Origin of the sequence: Nocardia neocaledoniensis (assembly GCF_029868625.1) — a bacterium.
Lineage (GTDB): Bacteria > Actinomycetota > Actinomycetes > Mycobacteriales > Mycobacteriaceae > Nocardia > Nocardia neocaledoniensis_A.
On sequence record NZ_JARWOJ010000232.1, the window covers coordinates 74,322 to 98,136 of the forward strand.

Consider the following 23,815-nt stretch of genomic DNA (forward strand, 5'->3'; position numbering starts at 1 on the left):
AGAAACTTTTTCCGCTAAAAAAATGAGTCGGCCGTCCAGTATGTTCCGAGCGGAACTCGCGACCTGGGCATGAGTGTGTGCCACACCACATCAGCGACGAATGTGTGAGCTACCACACTTTCAGAACCGGAGACTATGAGCCGAAACGTTGCATCTGCGTTGCATCGGCGCCGAGGCGGCGATCGAGCACCCGGATCTTGGCTTCGATCTGCGCATACAAGGGCGAATCGCGGTCGACGGTGGCGCGGTAGGCGGCCCACGCGGCGGCATCGTCACGACCCTCCGGACCCGCCGTCCACCGGCGCAGCACGCCGGGGTCGGCGGAGGCGAGCACCGCGGTGCGCAACCGCACGCGAAGCTCGTCGCGGATGTCGCAGATGCCCGGCGCGGAGGAGCGTGGCAGCACCGGACCCGCGTACAAGCGCAATGCGGATTCGATATCACCGGAGTCGAGGGCGGCCCGCAGGGCCTCCACATCGGTTGCGACATGGACCCGGAGACGGTATGGGCGGGAACCGACGGCCGCGGCGCCGACCACCGCGCGCAGCCGCGACATCGCCGCACGGATGGTGCCGTTGTCCAGATCGGTGTCGTCGAGCAGCAGCGCCAGATGGTCCGCGCCGAGGCCCTCGGGATGTTCGGCGAGCAACAGCAGGATCTCGGCGTGCCGCTGCGACAGCGATACCCGCTCTCCCGCCACACTCAGCTGCGGCTGTCCGAGCCCCAGCACATCGAGTCCGAGCCGGGTCGGTTCGACAGCGGCATCGGCGCGATCGGATCGCGTCGTGTCGGCCGTGTTGCCCGCGCGCATGGCGCGCAGCACCAGATCCATCTCGGCGGCCGTGGCCGCGGCCTTGACCAGAGCGAGGATCTCCGGCTTGGCCACCCGCATCCCGCCGGCAATCATCAGAACGCCGATCAACCGGCCGTCCGGCTCATGCACCGGCGCCGCCGCGCCCGTGATCTGGTGCATGCGATGGAGGAAATGTTCGGGGCCGTGGATCCAGGTGGCGCGGCCGGTGCGCACCACGAGGCCGACGGCATTGGTGCCGATGCGGCGCTCACTGAGGTCGTCGCCCTCGCGCAGCCCGATCTCGGCGGCCGCGGCGACCTGTTCGGGATGGCCGTGCACCGAGAGCACGCGGCCGAACTGATCGGCGACGGTGACGATGAGTCCCGCCCGCGCCGCGTCCTGGACCAGCAGTTTGTCGACCAGCGGCATCAGCACCGCGAGCGGATGGGCGTCGCGATACCGTGCCAGATCGGCGCCGCGGAGGCCGCGACCGTCGAGGACGTCCGCCGGATCGATACCGCCGCGCACACTGCGCAACCAGGACTCGAGTACGAGCGGACGTAACAGCCCGGCCAGCTGGGTCAGCTGTTCACCACCGGCACTGAGAAAACCATGGGCCTGTGCGGCATAGGATTCCAGAGCACCGAGCTGTGCGCCCGACTCCGTCACCTGCCGTGGGGGCCGCCCACCTGCAAGATTGCTGACCATTTGCCTTTCTTTCCCGCTACAAACTGTACCGGTGAGTTATCGGGCGACTCCCCAGAAGTGCGGGTTTGTCCGGCAGGTCACATTGTGATAGCAGATGTCACGTCGTCACACCGCATGCCGCTCGGCTATCACCGCAGCCAGCAGCAGCACCGTGGCCTGCGGACCGCGGTGGATCGGCACCGGTAGGACGGACAGATCGGCGATCGTCAGCCCGTCGATACCGTGCACCCGGCCACACTCGTCGACCACGGCCCGCCGGTCGTCGGCGGGCCCCATCCGGCAGGTGCCCGAAAGGTGTTGGGAGGTCCCCAGATGGGCGCGCAGCCAGCCGTCGTCGATCTCGCCGAGCGGCAGGCCCAGGAGTTCGGCGGCGGTGCGGACGCCGGCCCGAAGCCGGGCCCGGTCGCGATCGGCACGCAGGTAGCCCTGGTCGATCCGGGCCGGAACCGCCGGGTCGGCCGAGGCCAGGGTCAGCCTGCCCGGCGCGTCCGGTGTCATCAGCGCGACGCCGAGCCTGCGCAGGCCGGGCGTGAACATCGGGGTGTACGGGCGGAGTTCGAGATCGTCGAGTTCCAGGACGTATTCGAGCGCCACCGTCGACCGGGCCGGTGGGGGTCCCGGGTATTCGACGCCGATCTCCGGATGATCGGTGCACCAGGCGCCGACCGGCGCGGGCAGCACGACGGGGACACCGAGCGAACGCAGCAGTGGCTCGGGGCCGATCCCGGACCGGATCAGCAGCGCCGCGGACTCCACCGCGCCCGCGCAGACGATCACCCGATCGGCGAAGGCCGTCCCCCGCTCCCGGCCACGCGACCATTCGACGCCGACCACGCGCGACCCACGCAGGCGCAGCCGCGTCACCGTCGTCCCGCCGCTCACCGTCACGTTGGGCCGGGCCATCGCGGGATAGAGATGAGTGAGGGCAGGCCCGGCCCGGCGCCCGCCCGCGACGGCCAGTGGCACCCGACCGAAACCGTCCGCGCGCTCGGCCCCGCCGCTGCCAGGAGCCCGATTGAGATCGGCGATCTCCGCGAAACCGGATGCCGCGCAGGCCTCCGCGAACTCCCGGCTGACCGGCGCAGGATCGGCCGTGCGCTCGACCGGGACCGGCCCGTGCGCTCCGTGGCCGGGCGCGGTGCCGAAATCACGGTCGGTCTCCAGAGCGGCGAAGAACGGCAGCACCGCCTCGTAGGACCACAGCGGGCTGGCGGCGGCGGCACTCCACGCCGCGAAGTCGGCGGCGGGCGGGCGGATGAAGTAGCTGCCGTTGATGGCACCGGACCCGCCGATCAACCTGCCGCGCACCAGGTTTCCCGGATACCGCCAGACCACCGACGACTCGGGGCCGACCGGCAGGTGACCGGGGTCGAGCAGCAGGGCCGGGATCCGCGCGGCCGAGGCCCAGACCGGCCCGGCCTCCAACACCAGGACCGCGTGGCCCGGGTCGGCGCTGAGCCGGGCCGCGACCACACACCCGGCCGACCCGGCGCCGACGACGAGTGTGCTGGTCACCGGCGGGAACTCAGCGCGGCGGCACGTTCGGCTTGAGCGCTTCGAAACTGCGCGCCCTGAGCACGCCCAGCCACAGGCCGCTGCCGTAGGCGACATCGTCGAGTCGTTTGTAGGCGACGTAGCGCAGCGGGTCGAGGCCGCCGGAGTCGCGGTGGGTGAACCAGTCGGCCAGCCCGTCGGCGAGCGCCATCGTGACGGCGATCTTCCTGATCCGCCGCGAAGCGAGCACCGCGAGCAGTGTCACCGGCCAATAGTCCCGGCACATCGCCGAAGCCAGCCGCCACATCCCGGCGAAATAGCCGCGCGCGAGATACACCGCCGCGATGCGGGTCGGATTGTCGAGTTCGGCGAACACCCGCCGCATCCGCACCAGTGCCGTCGCCAGAGTGACCAGCCCGCCGAGCAGGCCCCACTTGGACAGCGTCGCGAACAACAGGCTCGCCAGCACGGTCCAGGTGGGCACCGACAGCGGCGAGACCATTCCCCCGTGCCGCTTGCCCAGCGGCGCGGCGCCGGTGCCGTAGAACAGCTTTCGGCCGAACCAGGCACGGAAGGCCACCCGGTGATCGTGCGCGACGTGCGCCGCGGGCTCGTAGCGCAACCGCCAGCCCGCTCGCTCCAGTCGCCAGCACAGGTCGACGTCCTCGGCCACCTGCATCGACTCGTCGAAACCGCCCTCGCCCTGCAGTGCCGCCCGCCGCGCGAGCAGCGCCGCGCTCGGCACGTACGAGACCACCCCGCGCGCGTGCACGGCCGATTCGCGCCTGCCCAGATCCAGCGAGGACCGCGTGTGTTCGTAGCGGGCCAGCGCGTTGGACTCCTTGTCGAGCGCGACGATGCGCGGCGCGACCAGCGCGACCTGCGGGTCGCTGAAATGCCCGAGCATCACCTCGAGCCAGCCGCTGCGCGGCACCACGTCGGAATCGAGGAAGGCGACGAAGCCCGTTGTCGCCGCCCGTAATCCGGCATTGCGGGCGGCGGCCGGGCCGAGCGGGGTGTCGTGCCGCAGCACCGTCACCTGACCGCGGCCCTGCCGGGGCGGAATCCGCACCGGCTCGTCGGAGCCGTCGTCGACGACGATCACGTTGTGCCCGCGCAGAGTGGCGAGCAGCCGCATCAGCCCGTCGGCGTTGTTGTAGAGCGGGATGACGACGGTGACGTCGTCGAGCGAGGGCAACAGCCGCGGCCGCGGGTTCGCGACGCCCGAATCCAGCAGGCGCCGCGCGACGATCGCGGACTTGGTATCGGTCACCTCCAGGTACCCGTCGCCGATGAGTTCGGCGGCCTCCGGGGCCAGGCGCAGCATCCGCGCGGGGGATCCGCCGATCAGGATCCGGCCCCCGGAAAATGCGCGTACCCGTGGATCGATCCGTACCCCGAAGCCGTCGGGCAGACGATCATGGCGCATTCCTCGCATGCTATTCGCACTCGCGCTCGCAGACATCATCACCCCACAAAAAAGGAGGAAAGTCCGCATGAAATGCCGCTCTGACCGGTAACCGGACGCGTCAACAAGATCGGCAGCGCACTTTCGGCAACCGGCTCGGCCTACCCGAGTGGACTCTCGTTGCACGCCTTCGCGGGTGCCCGCTTCACGGTCAGTGGCAGCGACACGCGGCTGCGCGCGCGCACCGGCCGCGAATGGTCCACCGCCGAGCGCGGAATCGTGCGGCCCGGCATGGCCAGCGCGGCCTCGCCGTAGCCCTGCACGCACTCCGGGTCGGGGCCGTTGGCGGGCAGTCCGGTGAAGAACTTGGCCGCCATGCAGCCGCCACGGCAGGCGTCGTAGTGCGAGCACTTGGTGCACGCGCCGCCGTCGACCGGTTCGCGCAGTTCGGCGAACAGCTCCGAGTTCGTCCACACCGCGTCGAATCCGCCGTCGGCGACGATGTTTCCGGCCTTGAACCGGTCGTGGATGGCGAACGGGCAGGCGTAGACGTCGCCCACCGGGTCGACCAGGCACACGACCCGGCCCGCGCCACACATGTTCAGGCCGGGCAGCGCCGAACCGAACGCGGACAGGTGGAAGAAGGAGTCGCCGGTGAGCACGCCCTCGCCGTTGCGGACCAGCCATTCGTAGAGCTCGCGCTGCTGTTCGGGCAGCGGGTGCAGCTCGTCCCACACGTCGGCGCCGCGGCCGGACGGACGGAGGCGGGTCAACCGCAGGGTGGCGCCGTAGCGGTCGGCGATGGCCTTGAACTCGTCCAGCTGCGCGATGTTGTGGCGGGTCGCCACGACCGAGAGCTTGGCGTCCTTGAAGCCCGCGTTCGCGAGGTTCTCCAGCGCCTTGATGGCGGTGGCGTAGGAACCGGGGCCGCGGACCGCGTCGTTGACCTCGGCGTCGGCGCCGTCGAGGGAGATCTGCACGTCGACGTAGTCGCTGGCGGCCAGCCGGGCGGCGACCTCCTCGTTGATGCGAACGCCGTTGGTGGAGAACTTGACTCCCACGTGGTGCGCCGTCGCGTAGTCGACCAGCTCCCAGAAGTCGGGCCGCACAGTCGGCTCGCCGCCGCCGATGTTGACGTAGAAGATCTGCATGCGCTCGAACTCGTCGATGAGCGCCTTGCACTGCTCGGTGGTCAGTTCGTTCGGGTCACGTCGGCCCGACGAGGACAGGCAGTGCACGCACGACAGGTTGCACGCGTAGGTGAGTTCCCAGGTCAGGCAGATCGGCGCGGCCAGCCCCGATTCGAAGCGGTCGATCAGCCTGCCGCCCTGGGTGGTGTCGGTGGCGGCAGGCATGCGCAGCGGAGACACCTCGGTGACCGGGCCGGGGGCGGGCACGATCATGTCGGTGTCGGCCAGCTGGGCCAGCGCCTTGATGTGGGCGTCGGATACGCCGACACCCTTGGCTCGCAGCGCCTCCCGCACCGAGGTGTGGGCCGGCAGCGCCTGCACCACGTCGACCAGGTCGCGGCTCTTGAGGAACGAGAGCTTGCGAGTGCCGAAGTGGTACAGCAGCGCACCGAAGGATTCCGGTCGCAGCGAGACCCGGGGGTGCAGAGCCCAGCGGGTGTCGAGGTCGAGCACGCCTGCCGCCATCGTCAGTACACGCCGCACATGCCGTCGATGCTGACCTCTTCGATCAGCGTCTCGGTGACCAGGTTCTCGTCGGTGTCGACGGTCGCGCGGCTGGGGTTCTCTGACATGACTTACCTCCATGGTGTTGCCGGTCACTTCCGACCATAACGTCAGTGACTGCCATAAAGGGGGGAAATCGAAAATTTCGCTGTCCCGCGTCCGGCGGCGCACAGCGCCCCGCGCGGGTCGGCCGCCCCTCTAGACTGCGCAGAGCAGGACGGAACCGGGTCGACACGGCCTGATGGCAGTAGAGGTGAGGCATAGGTTGCGGAACCACGCAGGGGCGGGCAGCGGGGCGAATTCCACCCTCTCGGAATCGGAGATCGTGGAGGCGGCGCTGCGGGTCGTCCGGGAGGACGGGGTGGAGAAGCTGTCGATGCGGCGGCTCTCCCGCGAGCTCGGCGTCTCGCCGATGGCGCCGTACTACTACGTCGCCGACAAGCGCGAGCTGCTCGACCTGGTCGCGAGCGCCGCGCTGGTGGGGGTGCGCAAGCCCGCGCGCGAGTCGGGACCGTGGCAGCAGCGCCTGCGCGATCTGATCGATCAGATCGACGATAGACTGCGCAGGCATCCCGGCCTCGGCGACATCCTGCTGGAACAGATGCTCGGCAAACAGCTCGACCTGATCGATGCTGTGATGGAGATCCTGTTCGACGCGGGGTTCAGCGACCGCAACGTGCTGGCCGCGTATGCGACCATCCACACCTACCTGTTCGGACGCAGCCGGGTGAACCCGCGCGACCGTTCCGCCCCCGCCGACGTGCTGTTACCCGAGGCGGTGGCACGGGCCACGAAGTACATGGCGGACCTGCGCGGCAAGTACTCCTACGACTTCGGGATGGAGGTGCTGGTCGCCGGACTCGAGGCACAGCTTGCCCTGCAGGCGCGTCCCGACCTAGCATGAAACTGAAACACGTTCTAGTTTTGTTCGAGAGGACGACATGACCACAGTCGAGGTTCCGCACGGTTCGCGCTCGGTGGTGCTGCGGGTCGCCGCGGTGATCGCCGAAACGGCCGACACCCACTCCGTGGTCTTCGAGGTGCCCGCCGACCTCCGCGAACGCATGAAGTACACGCCGGGCCAGTTCCTGACCCTGCGCATCCCCAGCGACCAGACCGGCTCGGTCGCCCGCTGCTACTCGCTGGCCAGCTCGCCCTTCACCGACGACCTGCCCAAGGTGACCGTCAAGCGCACCGAGGGCGGATACGGCTCGAACTGGCTGTGCGACAACATCTCCGCGGGCGACCAGATCGAGGTGCTGCCGCCGTCGGGTGTGTTCACCCCGAAGAACCTGGACGAGGACCTGCTGCTGTTCGGCGCGGGTAGCGGGATCACGCCGGTGATGTCGATCCTGAAGTCGGCGTTGTCGCAGGGCTCGGGCAAGATCGTGCTCGTCTACGCCAACCGCGACGCCGGTTCGGTGATCTTCGCCGAGGAACTGCGCGAGCTCGTGGCCAAGCATCCGCAGCGGCTCACCGTCATCCACTGGCTCGAACCGTTGCTCGGCCTGCCGACCGCGGACATGCTGGCCACTCTGGTCCGGCCCTACACCGCCTACGAGGCGTTCATGTGCGGGCCCAAGCCGTTCATGGACCTGGTGCACGACGCGCTGGCCACCCTCGAGGTGCCGCGCAACCGCACCCACGCCGAGGTGTTCAACTCGCTGGCCGGTGACCCGTTCGCCGATCACGCCCCCGTCGAGATCAGTGACGAGGAGGCCGCCGACGCCGCCACCGTCGAGGTGGAACTCGACGGCCAGGTGCACGAGCTGTCGTGGCCGCGCAAGCAGACCCTCGTCGACATCATGCTCGACAAGGGCCTGGACGTGCCCTACTCCTGCCAGGAGGGCGAGTGCGGGTCCTGCGCGTGCACCGTGCTCGAGGGCAAGGTCGAGATGGAGAACGCCGAGATCCTCGACCCCGAGGACATCGAGAACGGCTACATCCTCGGCTGCCAGGCGCGGCCGGTCACCGACCGCCTGAAGATCCAGTTCTGAGCGGGGTTCAGCGCATCGCCGGGTAGGCGGTGCGCTGCTCCGGGGTCAGCTGTTCGACGGCGTAGCTCAGCGCCGTGCGGCCAAGCTCGGGCGCGTGCGCGTCGAGGAAGTCGGTGAGCAGCGTCGGGTCGTTCCGCTTGCCGATCTCGCGCAGCATCCAGCCGAGCGCCTTCTGGATGAGGTCGCGGCGGTCGTCGAGCAACAGCAGGGCCAGGTCCAGCGTCGTGCTCGGATCTCCCGCCTTGATGAAGGCGAAGGTCGACAGCAGCGCGACCCTGCGTTCCCACAGCGAATCCCGCTGTGCCAGTTCGAACAGCAGCGCGCGGTCTCTGTCCAGCAGCCACGCCCCGACGATGTACTCGGCCGAGGAGTCCACCAGGTCCCAGTTGTTCACCCGGCCGCGGCGCACCGCGTCGAGATAGAACTCGACCATCTCGGCGCGCGCCTCGTCGTCCCTGGTGCGCGGCTTGGACGCGGCGGCGAAGCGGGCGTTCAGGATGAACAGCGCGGCCAGCCGCTCCTCGTGCACGGGGCTGTCGAGCAGGTCGCCGATCTGCGTCAGCGGCAGAGTGGCGAACCTCTTGGCCACCCTGCGCGTGGCGGGCACGCGGACGCCGACGAAGACATCACCTTCGCCGTATTCACCGGGACCGGTCTTGAAGAACCGTTGCAGATGGATCGCGTCGGCCGGGTCGGCTTGTTCGGCGAGCGCCGCGCGCACCTGCGCGGCAGTGGGTTCACCGGACACGACCTACCTCCGATCGACGAGCTGCATCAGCCTTCGTCATTCAACACCGGGGCACCGACGGTCGCGGCGGATGTGGTCGTGCGACACGTAGCGGATCGGCCTGGTCCCGCCGCACGCGGGTCTGCGTCGACGACTCCCGGCGTTCTGGCCTCGGTCGGCGATCGGTGGTGTCCGGCCTCGGCGGTGTCCGGCCTCGGTGGGGCTATCGGGCGGTGGCGCCGAGGAGGCGGCCCGAGTCGAACGTCGCGGCGCTGGACGGCAGGTCGCCCGGCCTGCCGCTGGTGCGGACCGTGACCGTGCCGGTGCCGGTGGTCGGGCGGCCGAGTTCGTCCATCTTGCGGATCGTCTGGGCGGCGACCGCCTGGGCGCTGTCGAACAGGCGCACGCCGTCGGGCAGTGCCGCGACGATGGCATCGATGACCAGCGGATAGTGCGTGCAGCCGAGAACGACGCCTTCGACGTCGGCGGGGGTGCGGGCGGCCGCGTCCGCGATGGAATCGGTGATGGCGGGCAGGTCGCCGCGGTCGATCGCGTCGGCCAGTCCGTGGCAGGCCACGCCGACGACCTTCGCGTCACCGGCGAAGCGGGCGATCAGGTCGGCCTGGTAGCGGCTGGCGGTGGTCGCCGCCGTCGCCCAGACCGCCACCGACCGGCACTGCGCCGCAGCCGGCTTGATCGCGGGCACGGTCCCGATCACCGGCACCGACTCCCCCACCGCCGCGCGCACCTGCGCGAGCGCGGTCACGCTGGCCGTATTGCACGGCAGCACAATCACTTCGGCGCCGAGTTCGAGCGCCTGTCGCGCCGCGCCGAGCACCCGCTCGACCACCCAGTCTTCCGGCTTGGGCCCCCACGGCGCGCCATCGGGATCGAGCAGCAGCAGCAGGTCCGCGTCGGGCCGCAGCTTGCGCAACCAGGCGGCCGTCGGCAGCAGGCCGAGGCCGGAATCGATAAGCGCGACGATCACGCGTCCACCGTATTACAGGCCGACGAACCCACCCGCCCCGCCCACATCGCCACGTGACGCACCGCCCGCCCTCGATCCAGGCGAGGCCTGCCCGGACGTCCGGATACGTCGTCAGCCCACGGTGAGGAGGCGGTCGGCCACCGAAGTCATGAGGTAGCCGGCTGGGCGCCCGGCCGATCCGAGGCGCCCTGCCGCGTTGTCAGCCCACCGCAACGAAGAGGTCGGCCACCAGAGTCATGAGGTAGCCGGCTGGGCGCCCGGCCGGTGCGGGGCGCCCTGCGCGTTGTCAGCCCGCGGCGGCGAGGAGGTCGGCGACCGGGGTCGGGGTGGCGAGTTTGGCGCGCAGCTTCATCACCTGGCCGGTGAGGCCCGCGCCGAGGACGGCGGTGAGCAGGCCGTCGCGAGAGTAGTAGGCCAGGAACTTGCGGCCGTCGTCGGTGACCACGGTGACATCGTCGGCGGGCGACGGGGCGCCGAGCGCCTGGATCTTGACGTCGTACTGGTCGCTCCAGAAGTACGGCACCCTGGCCGCGGTCGGGGCCGCACCGCCGAGCAGCGCGGTGACCAGCAGCTTCGCCTGCTCGCCCGCGCTGGTCCAGTGTTCGACGCGCTTGCGTTCGCCGCTGTCGTGCTGCCAGGCGGCGACGTCGCCGACCGCCCACACGCCCTCGGCCGAGGTACGGCCGACCTCGTCGGCGAGCACACCCCCACCGGCGGCCGGCTCGGCCAGTTCGATGCCGGAACCGGCCAGCCAATCGGTGACCGGAACCGAGCCGACCCCGAGCACCACCAGGTCGGCGTCGATATCGGTGCCGTCGGTGAGCAGCGCACCGCGCACATGCCCGCTGTCGTCGGCGCGCAGTGTGTCGACGCCGACGCCGCAGCGCAGGTCGACCCCTTCGTCGCGGTGCATCCGGGCCACCAGGCCACCGACGCGCTCGCCGAGCACCGAGGCCAGCGGCGTCGGCTGCGGCTCGACCATGCTGACCGCGATGCCGGCGGCCCGGAAGCTGGCGGCCAGTTCACAGCCGATGAAACCGGCGCCGATGATCAGCGCGCGACCGGCGCCGTCCAGTTCGGCCCGCAGGGTCTCGGCATCCTCGTGGGCACGCAGCACGTGCAGGCCCGCGACCTCGGGCAGGCCGGGGATCCGGCGCGGACGCAGGCCGGTCGCGATGATCAGCTGGTCGTAGGCCAGCGTGGAACCGTCGGCCAGGGTGATCGTGCGCGCGGCGGTGTCGACCCCGGTGACGGCGGTTCCGAGGCGCAGCTCGATGTCCTTCTCCGCGAAGAACTCCGGCGGACGCAGCGTCGTGTCGTCGGTCTCGCCGCGGACGAACTGCTTCGACAGCGGCGGGCGGTCGTAGGGCGGGCGCGACTCGTCGCCCAGCAGCACGACGCCGCCTTCGTACCCGGCTCGGCGAAGCTCCTCCGCCGTGCGCAGGCCCGCGAGGCCCGCTCCGACGATCACGATGGGCGCGCTCATACGTGTGTCCTCTCGGCATGTGCGGGGTCGACCGGCTCGCGCGAGCCATCGCCGCTGGAGACCGTCCGCCCATGCTGTGTCTCTGTGTCGGTGGCCACTACGGCCCCCAGATGTTTGTACCAGTGCGCCCGGTCACGAGTGATACCCACGTCGCAACGCAACCGTCGCGGTTCCGGTATCGACCGGGCGGTCAATCAGGAGTAGACCGAGGTCAGAAGTATTTTCGTCTCATCGAGGAGGCATCCCCATGTTCACCGACAGCCGCGCACAGGACTTACTCGCCGTTGTGCTCGGCGCATTCACCGCGTTGTCACCCCTGTGGGTCGACACCAATGACAACGCCCGCTGGAGCCTCATCGTGCTCGGCGTCCTCATCGCCGCGACCGGGTTGATCCAGATGGCCAGGGCGAGCATGTCCAGCGCCGACTACGCGATGGGCCTGTTCGGCGTGCTGCTCTTCATCTCGCCGTGGGCGATGGACTTCACCGCCTTCCGCGGCGCGTCCTGGACCGCCTGGGTGGTCGGGGTCGTCACGGCGGTGGTGGCGGTCGCCGCGCTGCCCGCGATGAACGAGCGCCTGCACAAGATGGCTCCGCATCACTGATGCCGGGCCGACGCGTCGGGCGCCGCGACGCGAAACGCGATGGCGACGCCCGGCAACTCATTCTGGATGCCGCCGAGAACCTGTTCGCCGCACAGGGTTTCGACGCCACCCCCACCGCGGCCTTGGCCGCGGCCGCCGGGGTGCCCAAGGGGCTGGTCTTCTACTACTTCCCCACCAAGAACGCGATCCTGTCCGCGCTCATGCGCGAGCGCGTGCCGGATCAACCCATCGACGACCTCGACGCCGTGGTGTCCCCCGGAGATCCGGCCGCCAGTCTCGTCAACCTCGACACCGCGATCAACCTCCGCGACAACCATTCCTCGGTGCTGCGAGTGATCATGTGGCGCGAGGCCGACACCCATCCCGATGTGCGGCGCCGGCTGCGTGGCCTGCGTGACCAGCTCCTCGACGTCACCGCCAGCGTGCTGCAGGCCAGTGTGCCGACCCCGATCCGCCCGAGCACCCTGCACGCCTGCGCGGCGGCCTGGGTATCGGCCATGTTCACCATCGCCAGCACCGACCGGCTGCACGCACTCGACGGTGTCCCGTTCCCCACCTCCGAAAACCTGCTCGATGTCGCCCAGGTCGTGGCGGCGGGCATGACCCAGCTCGGTTGACCCCGACCCGTCTCCGGGTGCCGGGTCCGCCGAACGGATGACGACAGCGAGCGCGTTCGGCGACACGATCATTCGCATGTCGATGAAGTCCCTCGCCGGTGCCGTCCTCGCGGCGGTGTGCCTGGTCGCGACCGGCTGCGCGACGACCGAGCGGACGCCGGTCGCCGATCTGGTCGCGCAGGCCGACGCCGTGCCGACACCCCGGGCGTCCTGGGCGCCGTGTGCCGAGGAGGAACTGCGCCGCTACGAGTGCGCCCGCGTGCCGGTGCCGCTGGACTACGCCCGCCCGGACGGACCGACGCTCGAGCTCGCGGTGATTCGTCAACCCGCCGGCGACCCATCCCGCCGCATCGGGACCCTGTTCACAGCGGCCGGCGGGCCGGGCGGTTCCGGGATCGACTGGGCCGCCGGCGGCGAGCTGTTCCCGGGCGAGCTGAGCAGGCGATTCGACGTGGTCACCTTCGATCAGCGCGGTGTCGGCCGCAGCGCGCCGGTGCGCTGCTTCCCGGACTCGGCCGCGGCCGACGACTTCTGGCGCGGTATGACCGTCCCGCCCGTCGACGACGCGCAGCGCCGGGCAGCCGAGGACAGCAGCCGAGCACTCGCGGCGGGATGCACCGAGCACAGCGGCGAGCTGCTCGCCCACCTGACCACCGTGGACGCGGCCCGCGATCTCGATCTGCTCCGCCGCGCGGTCGGCGCCGAACAGCTGACATTCGAGGGCGGTTCGTACGCAAGCTACCTCGCCATCGTCTACGGCTCCCTGTTCCCCGACCGAGTCCGCGCACTGGCCCTGTCCTCGATCGTCGACCCCACCGCCTACACCACCGACACCCGCGCACACATCGACACGACCGCCCTCGGCACCGAGGAGGTCCGCACCGAGTTCCTCCGCTCGTGCGCCGCCGCCGGACCCCAGCGCTGCGCCTTCGCGGGTGCGTCGGCCGAAGAGGTCGTGGCGCGTGACACCGCGCTGCTGGAACGGGCCGCGGGTGCGCCGATCCGGGTCGGTGCGGGGGTCAGCGCCGTGGGTGTGACGTACGGCGAGATCGTTCAGGCGTACGCCACCCTGCTGTACGACCCGGATCGCGGCTGGCCGGCGCTGGCCGCGCTGCTCGCCGAGCTCGAGCGGGGCCCGGCCGGATCGCCCGAGGTGGTGCGCGAGGTTCTCGCGGCCGCCGAGATGAGCCCCGAGTTCCTCGCCTCGTTCGTGGCTCTGTCGTGCGCGGACAACGCCTTCCCGCGTGAGCCGCACCGCTGGCCGGAGTTCGCCCGCGAATCCGCTACTACCGCACCGGTATTCGGGCCGTTCTGGCTCTACCTGCGCCAGCCCTGCGCCGCCTGGCCCACGCCCGCCGACGGTTATCCCCAGCGCTACCCCGGCCCGTGGACCCAGCACTCCACCGCCCCGGCCCTGCTGTTCAACAACCGCTTCGACCCGGCGACCCCGGTGGATTCGGCCCGCCGCGCCGCATCCGCGATGGGCACCGCTCGCTTGGTGGTCGTCACGGACGGCTACGGCCACCAGCCGACCGGCGACTGCGTCACCACCCTCCGCGAGCGCTACCTCGTCGACCTGGAGGTTCCCGCACCGGACACCTCGTGCACCGCCGGACGAACACCGTTCCTCGAGTAGACCGATCCCCGAGACCTCGGCGACGGCGCCGCCGAAGGCCGCGGCGCCTCAGGGGAGATACCGGCCGCGACTTCATCCTCGCGGCGAGGACGGAGCGGTCTTCGCCACCTTCACCGAAGTGCTCACGACGACGCCATCATCACCGCGCGGAGATCGGCGCTCTACCTCGATACCCGCCGAATCACTCTCGGCGACAGCACCATCCCGCAGAACGCGCAGCGCGATCACGCCCAGGATCGCGTGCAGGGCGCCCGCCACCAGCGCGACCACATGCAGTCCGTCGACGAACGCGGCGCGCGCGTCGGCGAGCACCGAGGGAACGACCCCGGGGCGGCTCAGGGTCTCGCCGAGGGTCGGGGCGAGGTCGGGGCCGTGCAGGCGGAACAGCAGTGCGGCGAGGGAACCGAACAGGGCGATGCCGAGGGCGTTGCCGAGTTCGTTGCCGGTTTCGGCGAGCGCGGCGGCCGAACCGGCGCGTTCCGGTGGGACCGCGGCGACCGCGATGTCGGCGACCACGCTGAACGAGATGCCGTAACCGATTCCCGCCACGGCGGTCGCGGCGAGGTACCAGCCGATCCCGCCGTCCTGGCCGGTCGGCAGGAGCAGGAACAGGCCGGTGGCGATGCTGAAGTGCGCGGTGATCAGCGCGGCCGAGCGGCCGATCCGTGCCACGATCGCCGGGGTGATCACAGCGGCCGCGGTGAGGACGAGGGCGCCGGGAACAGCGAGCAGCGCCGCGTCGGCGACCGAGAGACCTAGCACCGACTGCAGGTACGTACCCGCCAGGTAGGCGGTTGCCGACCACGCGGCCAGCGGCAGGAACCCGGTGACGATGGCGATGCCGAACACCCGATTGCGGAACAACCCGAAGTCGACGAGCGGGTTCTCGATACGCCCCTGCCTGCGCCCGAACCAGCCGAGCAGTGCGGCGCCACCGAGCCCGATCACCAGCGAGCCCGGCGAGAACCCTTCCGCCGCGATGTGCTTCACCCCGTACAGCACCCCGAGCAGACCCGCCGCCGAGGTGACCACGCTGGCCACGTCGACCCGACCGACACCCGTGGTCCGCACCTCACCGAGCAGCAGCGGCGCGAACACCAGGAACAGCAGGACCACCGGCACATTGATCAACAGCACCGATCCCCACCAGAACCGGCTCAGCAGCTGACCCGCGACGACGGGCCCAATGGCGAAGCCGGCGGCGAAGGTCGCCGCGAAGATCCCGATGGCCTGCGCCCGCCGGCGCGGATCGGTGAACAGGGTGCCGAGCACCGCGAGCGCGGAGGGCAGCAGCGTGGCGCCCGCCACCCCCATCAGCACGCGGAAGGCGATCAGCAGTTCGGGACCCGTCGCGAACGCCGCGCCCACCGAGCCGACGCCGAACACGGCCGCGCCGATCAGCAGCAGTCGTTTGCGGCCGTACCGGTCGCCGATGGTGCCGAACGCGATGAGCAGTGACCCGACGGCGAAGCCGTAACTGTCCAGGATCCACAGGGACTGGTCGGCGGTGGGGGCGAGCGCGTCGGTGACGGCCGGCATGGCGAGGAACAGCACCGAGCCGTCCATCGCGACCAGTAGGACGGGGCCGAGCACGACCAGCAGTCCGAGCCAGGCCCGCGGCTCGGTGGACGTCGTCTTGAGGCGATTCATGGACCCACCCTGGAACGGCACGCCAGGGGCAACCAGACACCTGTCGTGGGTATACCTCACAGGGATACCCCGGCCGCGCGGCCGGTCCCTACGATCGAGGGCATGGAGTTGGAGACCCTCGGCACGTTCCTCAAGAACCGGCGCGATCGGATCACCCCCGAACGGATCGGTCTGAAGACCTTCGGGGTCACCCGCCGCGTGCCCGGCCTACGCCGGGAAGAACTCGCCCAGCTCGCCGGGGTGAGTCCCGGGTACTACACCCGCCTCGAACAGGACCAGGCGGGCACGGCATCGCCGCAGGTCATCGACGCCCTCGCCCGCGTGCTGCAGCTCGATCCCGCCGAGACAACGCATCTGCGCAATCTCGCGGGCCGCAGCGCCGTGGCGCGGCTGGTCCGGGACGACCCCGAACAACCGCATCCGCGGGTGATCGCCCTGCTCGCCTCGCTCGGCGAGACCATGCCCGCCGTCGTGCTGGGCCGCCGCGGTGACGTCCTCGCCTGGAACCGGCCTGGCCACGCCCTGGTCGCCGAACATCTCGACTTCACGGCGCCGGCGGATCCCGCGCACAGGCCGTCGATCCCGCGCCTGTTCTTCCTCGACCCGCTCACCCGCGACCTGTACCGCAACTGGACCGAGCTGGCCCGCATCCACGTCGCCTACCTGCGCCTCACCGCGGGCCGCTACCCGAACGACGCGCACCTGGCCGAACTGATCGGCGAATTGGCCATGCGCAGTAGCGAATTCGCCACCCTGTGGGCGACCGGCGACGTCGCCGACTGCACCGTCGGCCCGATGGACCTGCGCCATCCCACCGTCGGCCGCGTCGACGTCGACTACCAGGTGTGGTTGCAACCCGACAGCCCCGACCACCGCCTCGAGGTCTACACCCCGCGCGACGCGTCCTCCGCCGACGCCCTGCGCCTGCTCACCGGCTCCGACACCCCGTCGACACCGGTTTCCTCGCCCTAGCGCTCAGCCGAGTCCCGTTCGACGGAGTGGGAGAGGGCGTAGGCGTTCAACCGCCCGATCAGTTCGTCCGCATCCGCGGGGGAAGCGCTGGGCCGCAACCGGATCACCGCGTGCGCGCGACCGTCGCGCGCCGTGACCTCGACCGTGCCCGTAAGCCCGGTGTCCTCGATCACCCGCGTCACCACCCGCCGAACCGCGTCGTGGATCAACGGCACCTTGTGCACCTTGCCCACGGCGGTGACGGGGATCTCCGGGATGAGGTGGACGAACTTCGGGGCGGCGGCCGGTTCGGGTGCGTTTTCGGCGGCCCAGGACAGCAGCTGCGCCGGTTCGGCGCCGGCGCCGGGACGCAGCACGACATAAGCCGCCGGGACCTCGCCCGCGTGTCTGTCCGGACGCGCGACCACCGCGGCGGCTTCGATATCCGGATGCGCGAGCAGCGATTCCTCGACCGGTCTCGGGTCGATGTTGTGCCCGCCGCGGATGATGACGTCGCGCGCCCGTCCCGACAGCGTGACCAGTCCGGTGGCGTCGACGCGGCCCAGATCACCGGTGAGCAGCCAGCCGTCGACCACCACACCGGTGGGGTCCGGCGCCACGCCCGCCCGACCGGCGCGCAGATACCCGGGGAACACACTGGGCCCCTGGATGGCCAGCACGCCCGCCTCGCCGGGGTCGCGGTCGCCGATGGGCAGCCCGTCGTCGTCGACGCGCACCGCTTTGATCCGCTGGTAGGGCAGTCGCAGGCCCACCGTGCCCGGCTCGCTGCCGGTCATCGGCGCGAGGACGCTGACACAGGTGGCTTCGGTGAGCCCGTACCCCTCCAGCAACGGCACCCCGGTCATGGCTTCGAACGTCGTCCTGACGCGGCTGGGAAGTGGTGCCGCGCCGACGATTCCGGCCCGAAGGCTGGAGATGTCCACGTCGCCCGGCACCGGCGGCAGACCGGCGAACACGGTGGGCACCCCGGAGAACACGCTCACCCGATAGCGCTCCACGATCCGCCAGAAGTCGGCCATCGCCGCGCGGTCCCGGTAACCGAGCGGGCCGAGCGACACGACGGTCCGCCCCGCGAAGAACGGGGCGAGCGCGGTGACAAGCACCGCGTTGACATGGAACAGCGGCAATCCGGCGAGCGCCACCGCGTCCTCGGCGAAGACGCCGTGCCGGGCCAGCGCCCAGGCGAGGTAGACCTGGTTCGCGTGGGTGTGCGGCGCGACCTTCGGAGTGCCGGTCGTCCCGCCGGTGTGGAAGTACGCCGCGATGTCCGACGGCCCCGGCATCCGGTCGAACGTCAGCTCGGCCGGTTGCCGCGCGCAGAGGTCGTCGAAATCGCCCACCCATTCCGGCGGCGGATCGGGCACGGCGCCGCCGACCGAGATGAGCACCCGCTGCCCGGGCAGCGCGGCCACGACCTCGCACGCGGTGCGCCACGTCCTGGCGTCGAGTTCCGGTGCGGGAGCCAGGATCACCCGCGCCTCGGTGAGCCGGAAGATGTCGATGATGTGCTCGGTGGCCAGCATCGGGTTGACCGGGTTGGCGATCCCGATCGCCTGGGCGCCGAACAGGGCCGCGTAGGTCGAGCCGGTATTGGGCAGGAGCAGGCCGACCACGCCGCCCGGCTCGAGACCGAGCGCCGCGTACAGGTTCGCGGCGCGGGTCACGCGGCCGAACAGTTCGGTGTACGACCACGTCTCGGGCCGATCCCACCGCTGCCCGCCCGGCAGTAGACGCAGCGCGGGTCGCTCGCCGACACGCTTCGCGGAGCGCGCGAGCAGGTCGTAGGTGCTGTTCGGGAGAGCGCGCGCGGCCAGCGGCACCGACTCGAGCCGGGCGAGTTCGGCGACGGCGGTGGCGATTCCGGGGACGGCTGCGGCGCTCACGCGTCGACCACCACGCGGTTGGTGAGCACACCGATCCGCTCGACCTCGACCTCGACCACATCACCCGGGCGCAGGTAGCGCTCGGCGAACACCCCGGCGCCGCGCGGCGTGCCGGTGCAGATCACGTCACCGGGTTCGAGGGTTTGATAGCGGGACAGATACGCGATCAGCTCCGGAATGGAGTGCAGGAATCCGCTCGTCCGATCATCTTGGCGCACTTCACCGTTCACCCGGGTGCGTAGCGCGAGATCGGGGGCGGCGGTGAACTCGTCGGCGGTGACCAGACAGGGCCCGAGCGGTTTGAAGGTGTCGAAGCTCTTGGCGACACCGATGGAGGCGGTCGGGTCCCCGGTCATCGCGCGGAGTTGGATGTCGCGGGCGGACACATCGTTGACGACGGTCAGCCCGGCCACATGTCCCCATGCCTCGTCGACGGGCGCGGCACTCGCCGACGTCCCGATGACGACGGCGACCTCCCCCTCATAGTCGACCTGGTCGGCCGCCACCTCGGGCAGCACGATCGACGCGACCGGTCCGGTCACCGCCGACCCGGCGCACACCTGCAGGTTCGGTTCGCTCGGCAGGGTCATGTCCGCTTTGCCCAGCGCGGCGAACATCTCCAGCGCCTCCGCCGCGTGGCTGCCGTAGTTCAACCCGACGATCAGCACCTTGCCCGGTCGTGACACCGGGGAGCGCAGCGTCGCCGGATCGAGCGGCAGTTCCCGCAGCACGCGCGCGGTCCTGGCAACCTCGATCCCCGGTCCGCGCAGCAGCGCGCCCACGTCCGGGTAGGGCAGATCGAGCACGGCGAGCACGCCGGGGCGATCTTCCCTGGCAAGCCCGCTGTCGGTGGCGTAGAGACGCATGTCGAACCTCCTCGTTCGCCGGCTACCCACCGGCCCGTTTCTCTTGATTGCCAGTTAAGAGCAGTCTTGGTCGCCAGTCAAGAGCGGGCATAGGGTAGCCACATGCCCAAGAATCGCCAGGAGATCCCCAAGGCCGAACGCCAGGCCGAACTGGTCGCGCAGGCGCGCGAACTCTTCATCGACAACGGCTATCGCGGCACCAGCGTGGCGGCGGTCGGCCGGGCGGCCGGTATCGCCCCGGCGGCGGTGCACTGGTACTTCCCCACCAAGGACGACCTCTTCGCCGCCGTGATCGCCGCCATCTTCGAGACCGAGCGCGCACAGGTCGAGGCCGACGCGACCACGGCCGGCGATCCGCGCGCCGAACTCGTCGCGCTGCTGCTGCGCATGGAGCCCTATCGCGCCCTCCATCGCGTCGCCTACGAACGGATGGCGGAGACGGCCTCCTTGCGCGCGGTCTACGAACAGATGCAGGACTGGCTCGAGCAGCGCCTGTTCGCGGCGGTCTCGCGGCGCGTGGGCGACAGCGCCGACCTGGCCTCTATCACCGACCTCGCCCATGTGCTGTTCGAAGGACTTCTGGTCAGCGTCCGCCGCCTGGATCGGCCGACCGACGAGCTGATCGAGCTGCTGATCAGCGCCCTCGCCGCCGCGGCCGTCAGCCCGAGTTGACCGCGGTCTCTTGACTTTCATTCATGAGCGCGCCTAGCTTCTCTTGTATCGCATTCAAGAGATGTTCCCGGCTCAAAGGAGAGTCCGCTCATGGCATCACCGGCAAAACTCGCGCACGTCGTCCTGCGGACCGGTCGGCTATCGGAGATGGTCGACTGGTACACGCAGGTCCTGGAAGGCCGCCTGGTCTTCGGCACCGACCTGCTGGCGTTCGTGACCTACGACGAGGAGCACCACCGCGTCGCCTTCCTGGCGACCGGCGCCTCTCAGCGCCCCACCGACGCGCACTCCGGGCTGCACCACGTGGCCTTCACCTACGACTCGCTCGGTGACCTGCTGGCCACCTACGAGCGGCTGAAGCCGGCCGGCATACAGCCGTTCTGGACCATCAACCACGGTCCGACCACCTCGATGTACTACGAGGACCCCGACGGCAATCACATCGAATTGCAGATCGACAATTTCGCCACCGATGCGGAACTGGACGACTTCTTCGCTTCCGGCGCCTTCGCGGCCAACCCCATCGGCGTCGAGTTCGACCCCGACGATCTGGTCGCCCGCTTCGCCGCCGGTGAGCCGTTCGCCGACCTGGTGCGGCGGCCGTGAGCGCGCCCGACCGGACACCGGTGCTCATCGTGGGCGCCGGCCCCGTTGGCCTGGCGACAGCGTATGTCCTCGGGCGACACGGAGTTCCGAGCCTCGTGTGTGAACGGTTCGGCGGCGTCAACCCGCACCCGCGCGCGCACGTGGTGAACACGCGATCGATGGAGCTGCTGCGTTCCTGGGGCATCGCCGACGCCGTCACAGCCGACGCGGTGACGCCGGAGTGGATGCTCAATATCGTCTGGAAGCAGACCCTGGCCGGCTCCGTGCTCGGCCGGATCGATCTCGCCGACGGCGGCCGGGATCGCATCCTGCGCCGCAGCGACGCGTCTCCCGAGATGATCACCTCGTGCGCGCAGGATCGCGTGCAGCAGCGACTGCTCGACGCACTGCGCGCTCAGGGGATGGCGACCCTGGCCTTCGAGACCGAGGTCCGCGCGGTCACCGACGTCGGGGACGAGGTCGTGGTCGAGCTGGAGTCCGCGGACGGGCACCGCATCGTGCACGCCGACTACGTCGTGGCGTCGGACGGCGCCGCGGGCACCCTGCGTGACGAGCTCGGCATCGGGATGGCGGGCCTGCCCGAGCTGGGCAGGCAGCTCAACATCTATTTCCACGCGGACCTCTCGCCCTGGACCGACGACGATCCCGCACTGCTGATCTGGCTGATCAACGCGCGGTCGCCGGGCGTGCTCATCGGGATGGACGGCGACCATCGCTGGACCCTGAACCGGCCGTTCGACCCCGCCAGGGAATCGCTGACGGACTACACCGCCGACCGCTGTGTCGAGCTGGTGCGCACCGCGGTCGGCAGCTCCGATCTCGCCGTCGACATCCGCTCGGTGGGGACCTGGACGATGGCGGCCCGCACTGCGGCGACCTATCGGGCCGGGCGGGTCCTGCTGGCCGGCGACAGCGCCCATCAATTCCCACCGACCGGGGGGCTCGGCATGAACACCGGCCTCGCCGACGCCGACAACCTGGCTTGGAAGCTCGCCGCCGTCCTCGCAGGCTGGGCGCCGGACTCCCTGCTCGACAGCTACGAGAGCGAGCGGCGCGCGGTCGCGGTGAGCAACACCGAACACAGTGTCGCCAATGCCCTGCGCATGGTCGATGCCGGAGTGGGTCCGCTGACCGTCGAGATCGCCCAGCGGCTCGACAGCCCGGATCCAGCCGTGGCACAGCGGGAACGCGACCGGCTGGCGGCCGCGATCCCCCAGCACCGCGCGCACTTCGACGACCTCGACCAGGAACTGGCCTACGTCTACGGCGAGGACGAGATCGCCGTAGATCCGATCGGCTCCGCGATCATCGGCGCCCGGCTGCCCCACGTGTGGGCCGTGCGCGAACAGACGACGATCTCCACCCTCGACCTGCTCGGCCCGTGGTTCACCGTGATCGCCGGCGCGGCCGGATCGCCCTGGGCGACAGCGGCGGTCGAGGCGGCGGGGCCGGTGCCGGTCCGCGCCTTCGTCGTCGGCCGGGATCTCGAACTCGACCCCGGCAGGCTCGGTATCGGTTCCGCGGGCGCCGTCCTGGTACGCCCGGACGGGCACATCGCCTGGCTGACCGACCACGCGTCCGAAACGCCGGTCGCCGATCTGGCCCTCGCCCTGCGCCGGGCCCGCGGTGTCCGTGAATCCGTGTCCTGACCGACTTCGTAGAAAGCCATCGATGTGACCGAACATCCAGCGCCGGTAGCCCTGTCGGACCGATACACCCGACTGACGGGCGCCGTCCATCTCACCGGTATCCAGGCGCTCGCGCGGCTGCCCTTGGAATTGCGGCGCGCCGACCTGCGCGCGGGTAGACGCACCGCCGCATTCGTCTCCGGATACGAGGGCTCGCCTCTGGCCGGCTACGACACCGAACTGGCCCGCAACGCCGCGCTGCTCGACGAGCACGACATCGTCTTCCGGCCCGGCGTCAACGAGGAGCTGGCCGCGACCGCTGTGCAGGGCACCCAGCTGGCGTCGGCGCAGGACGACAAGCGCGTCGACGGCGTCATGGCCCTCTGGTACGGCAAGTCGCCCGGACTCGACCGCGCGTCCGACGCCATCCGGCACGCCAACATGATGGGCACCCACCCCGATGGCGGCGTGCTCGCCCTCGTGGGCGACGACCCCGCGGCGAAGTCGTCGACCGTGCCCGGGGCGTCCGAGGCGCTGCTCGCCGATCTCGGCCTGCCCACGCTGTACCCGGCCGATCCCCAGGAGGCCCTGGATTTCGGGCTCCACGGAGTGGCGATGTCGCGGGCCTGCGGGCTGTGGGTCGCCATGAAGATCGCGACGAATGTGGCCGACGGATCGGGCACGGTGGATCTGGACCCCGACCGCGTCCGTCCCGTCGAACCCGACCGAACCGTCGACGGGACGGTCTACCGCCACGAGGTGACCGCGCACGTGCTGCAGCCGACGCTCGGCGTGCTCGAACGCAGCCGCGAAGGCGCGCGCCTCGAGATCGCGCGGCGCTACGCCGTGACGAACGACCTCAACCGGATCACCCACAGCGGCGTGGGTGACCGGTTGGGGATCGTCGCGGCGGGCAAGACCTTCCTCGACGTGCGCCAGGCGCTGCGCGGCCTCGGGCTCGACGACGCCGAACTGGCGGGCCGCGGTGTCCGCCTGTTGAAGCTGGGGATGATCCACCCGCTGGAACCGACCGTCGTCCGGCGCTTCGCCGAGGGGCTGGACGAGATCATCGTGGTCGAGGAGAAGCGGCCGTTCCTCGAGATCGCGATCAAGGACGTGCTCTACGGTCAGCCGGACGCGCCCGTGATCACCGGCAAGCGGCTGCCAGGGGGCGGCGCCTTCCTGCCGGTCGACGGCGAACTCGACCCCGACGTGATCGCCGCGAAGCTCGCGGGCCGGCTGACCCAGCTCGGCGGTTTTCCGTCGGTGGCGCGGTGGCGGGGGGGGGGGGGGGGGGGGGCCCCCCCCCCCCCCCCGGAGTAGAGCCACCCCCCCAACTAATGAAAGGGGGCGCCCCCCACAAACAACCAAACAAACACCCCGGCG

21 protein-coding genes are annotated in these 23,815 nt (G+C 70.5%); 10 read left to right on the forward strand and 11 right to left on the reverse strand.

The window, feature by feature from the left end:
* Window positions 1–133: 133 nt before the first annotated feature.
* The 5 genes from QH270_RS17745 to mftA form a co-directional block, all read right to left on the reverse strand.
* On the reverse strand, window positions 134–1,501 hold the full coding sequence (locus QH270_RS17745; RefSeq protein WP_280343598.1) for a GAF domain-containing protein: 1,368 nt from the start codon (window positions 1,499–1,501) through the stop codon (window positions 134–136).
* Between the two features lie 105 nt (window positions 1,502–1,606).
* Window positions 1,607–3,016 carry a mycofactocin dehydrogenase MftG gene (gene mftG / locus QH270_RS17750; protein WP_280343601.1) on the reverse strand — a complete coding sequence of 470 codons (1,410 nt, stop codon included), beginning with the start codon at window positions 3,014–3,016 and terminating at the stop codon, window positions 1,607–1,609.
* A gap of 10 nt (window positions 3,017–3,026) precedes the next feature.
* Entirely contained in the window at window positions 3,027–4,424 is a 1,398-nt protein-coding gene (mftF, locus tag QH270_RS17755; RefSeq protein ID WP_280343604.1) for a mycofactocin biosynthesis glycosyltransferase MftF, read from the reverse strand.
* A gap of 140 nt (window positions 4,425–4,564) precedes the next feature.
* Window positions 4,565–6,058, reverse strand: coding sequence for a mycofactocin radical SAM maturase (mftC, locus tag QH270_RS17760; protein WP_280343653.1), 1,494 nt, complete (start codon window positions 6,056–6,058; stop codon window positions 4,565–4,567).
* Window positions 6,059–6,060: 2 nt separating this feature from the next.
* Window positions 6,061–6,165 (reverse strand): mycofactocin precursor MftA, encoded by a 105-nt coding sequence (gene mftA / locus QH270_RS17765; RefSeq protein ID WP_280343607.1) that lies wholly within the window; start codon window positions 6,163–6,165, stop codon window positions 6,061–6,063.
* 197 nt (window positions 6,166–6,362) lie between these two features.
* Here mftA and mftR2 point away from each other — a divergent pair, with 197 nt between their 5' ends.
* The gene (mftR2, locus tag QH270_RS17770) at window positions 6,363–7,001 is read left to right on the forward strand and encodes a mycofactocin system transcriptional regulator MftR2 (RefSeq protein ID WP_233000858.1); all 639 of its coding nucleotides are present in this window, start codon (window positions 6,363–6,365) and stop codon (window positions 6,999–7,001) included.
* 37 nt (window positions 7,002–7,038) lie between these two features.
* A complete protein-coding gene (locus tag QH270_RS17775; protein WP_280343610.1) occupies window positions 7,039–8,094 on the forward strand; it encodes a ferredoxin--NADP reductase in 1,056 nt (351 codons plus the stop codon).
* Between the two features lie 7 nt (window positions 8,095–8,101).
* On the opposite strand, the gene QH270_RS17780 is transcribed toward QH270_RS17775, so the two are convergent.
* The 3 genes from QH270_RS17780 to QH270_RS17790 form a co-directional block, all read right to left on the reverse strand.
* Complete coding sequence (locus QH270_RS17780; protein WP_280343613.1) at window positions 8,102–8,842, reverse strand: DNA alkylation repair protein; 741 nt, start codon at window positions 8,840–8,842, stop codon at window positions 8,102–8,104.
* Window positions 8,843–9,044: 202 nt separating this feature from the next.
* On the reverse strand, window positions 9,045–9,809 hold the full coding sequence (locus QH270_RS17785) for a glutamate racemase (protein WP_280343617.1): 765 nt from the start codon (window positions 9,807–9,809) through the stop codon (window positions 9,045–9,047).
* Window positions 9,810–10,095: 286 nt separating this feature from the next.
* Window positions 10,096–11,295, reverse strand: coding sequence for an NAD(P)/FAD-dependent oxidoreductase (locus tag QH270_RS17790; protein ID WP_280343620.1), 1,200 nt, complete (start codon window positions 11,293–11,295; stop codon window positions 10,096–10,098).
* Between the two features lie 247 nt (window positions 11,296–11,542).
* On the opposite strand from QH270_RS17790, the gene QH270_RS17795 reads away from it, so the two are divergent.
* From QH270_RS17795 to QH270_RS17805, 3 genes are all read left to right on the forward strand, one after another.
* The gene (locus tag QH270_RS17795) at window positions 11,543–11,899 is read left to right on the forward strand and encodes an SPW repeat domain-containing protein (RefSeq protein ID WP_110039301.1); all 357 of its coding nucleotides are present in this window, start codon (window positions 11,543–11,545) and stop codon (window positions 11,897–11,899) included.
* Window positions 11,899–12,516 (forward strand): TetR/AcrR family transcriptional regulator, encoded by a 618-nt coding sequence (locus tag QH270_RS17800; protein ID WP_280343622.1) that lies wholly within the window; start codon window positions 11,899–11,901, stop codon window positions 12,514–12,516. The genes QH270_RS17795 and QH270_RS17800 overlap by 1 nt, the downstream gene beginning before the upstream one ends.
* A 76-nt stretch (window positions 12,517–12,592) precedes the next feature.
* The gene (locus QH270_RS17805; RefSeq protein ID WP_280343625.1) at window positions 12,593–14,152 is read left to right on the forward strand and encodes an alpha/beta hydrolase; all 1,560 of its coding nucleotides are present in this window, start codon (window positions 12,593–12,595) and stop codon (window positions 14,150–14,152) included.
* A 72-nt stretch (window positions 14,153–14,224) separates the two neighbouring features.
* Here QH270_RS17805 and QH270_RS17810 read toward each other — a convergent pair whose 3' ends face one another.
* Window positions 14,225–15,802, reverse strand: a complete 1,578-nt coding sequence (locus tag QH270_RS17810; protein WP_280343630.1) for an MFS transporter — start codon at window positions 15,800–15,802, stop codon at window positions 14,225–14,227.
* A 102-nt stretch (window positions 15,803–15,904) separates the two neighbouring features.
* Between QH270_RS17810 and QH270_RS17815 the strand changes: the two genes are divergently transcribed.
* On the forward strand, window positions 15,905–16,774 hold the full coding sequence (locus QH270_RS17815; protein WP_280343633.1) for a helix-turn-helix transcriptional regulator: 870 nt from the start codon (window positions 15,905–15,907) through the stop codon (window positions 16,772–16,774).
* On the opposite strand, the gene QH270_RS17820 is transcribed toward QH270_RS17815, so the two are convergent.
* Entirely contained in the window at window positions 16,771–18,657 is a 1,887-nt protein-coding gene (locus tag QH270_RS17820) for an acyl-CoA synthetase (protein WP_280343636.1), read from the reverse strand. The genes QH270_RS17815 and QH270_RS17820 overlap by 4 nt on opposite strands.
* The gene (locus tag QH270_RS17825; RefSeq protein WP_280343639.1) at window positions 18,654–19,523 is read right to left on the reverse strand and encodes a fumarylacetoacetate hydrolase family protein; all 870 of its coding nucleotides are present in this window, start codon (window positions 19,521–19,523) and stop codon (window positions 18,654–18,656) included. The genes QH270_RS17820 and QH270_RS17825 overlap by 4 nt, the downstream gene beginning before the upstream one ends.
* Window positions 19,524–19,625: 102 nt before the next feature.
* On the opposite strand from QH270_RS17825, the gene QH270_RS17830 reads away from it, so the two are divergent.
* The 4 genes from QH270_RS17830 to QH270_RS17845 all read left to right on the forward strand — a co-directional run bounded on the left by QH270_RS17830 (window position 19,626) and on the right by QH270_RS17845 (window position 23,752).
* A complete protein-coding gene (locus tag QH270_RS17830; protein WP_280343642.1) occupies window positions 19,626–20,195 on the forward strand; it encodes a TetR/AcrR family transcriptional regulator in 570 nt (189 codons plus the stop codon).
* Window positions 20,196–20,285: 90 nt separating this feature from the next.
* The gene (locus tag QH270_RS17835) at window positions 20,286–20,801 is read left to right on the forward strand and encodes a VOC family protein (protein WP_280343646.1); all 516 of its coding nucleotides are present in this window, start codon (window positions 20,286–20,288) and stop codon (window positions 20,799–20,801) included.
* Window positions 20,802–20,821: 20 nt separating this feature from the next.
* Window positions 20,822–22,450, forward strand: a complete 1,629-nt coding sequence (locus QH270_RS17840) for an FAD-dependent monooxygenase (protein WP_280343656.1) — start codon at window positions 20,822–20,824, stop codon at window positions 22,448–22,450.
* 24 nt (window positions 22,451–22,474) lie between these two features.
* A complete protein-coding gene (locus QH270_RS17845; protein WP_280343649.1) occupies window positions 22,475–23,752 on the forward strand; it encodes a hypothetical protein in 1,278 nt (425 codons plus the stop codon).
* The last annotated feature ends 63 nt before the right edge of the window (window positions 23,753–23,815 follow it).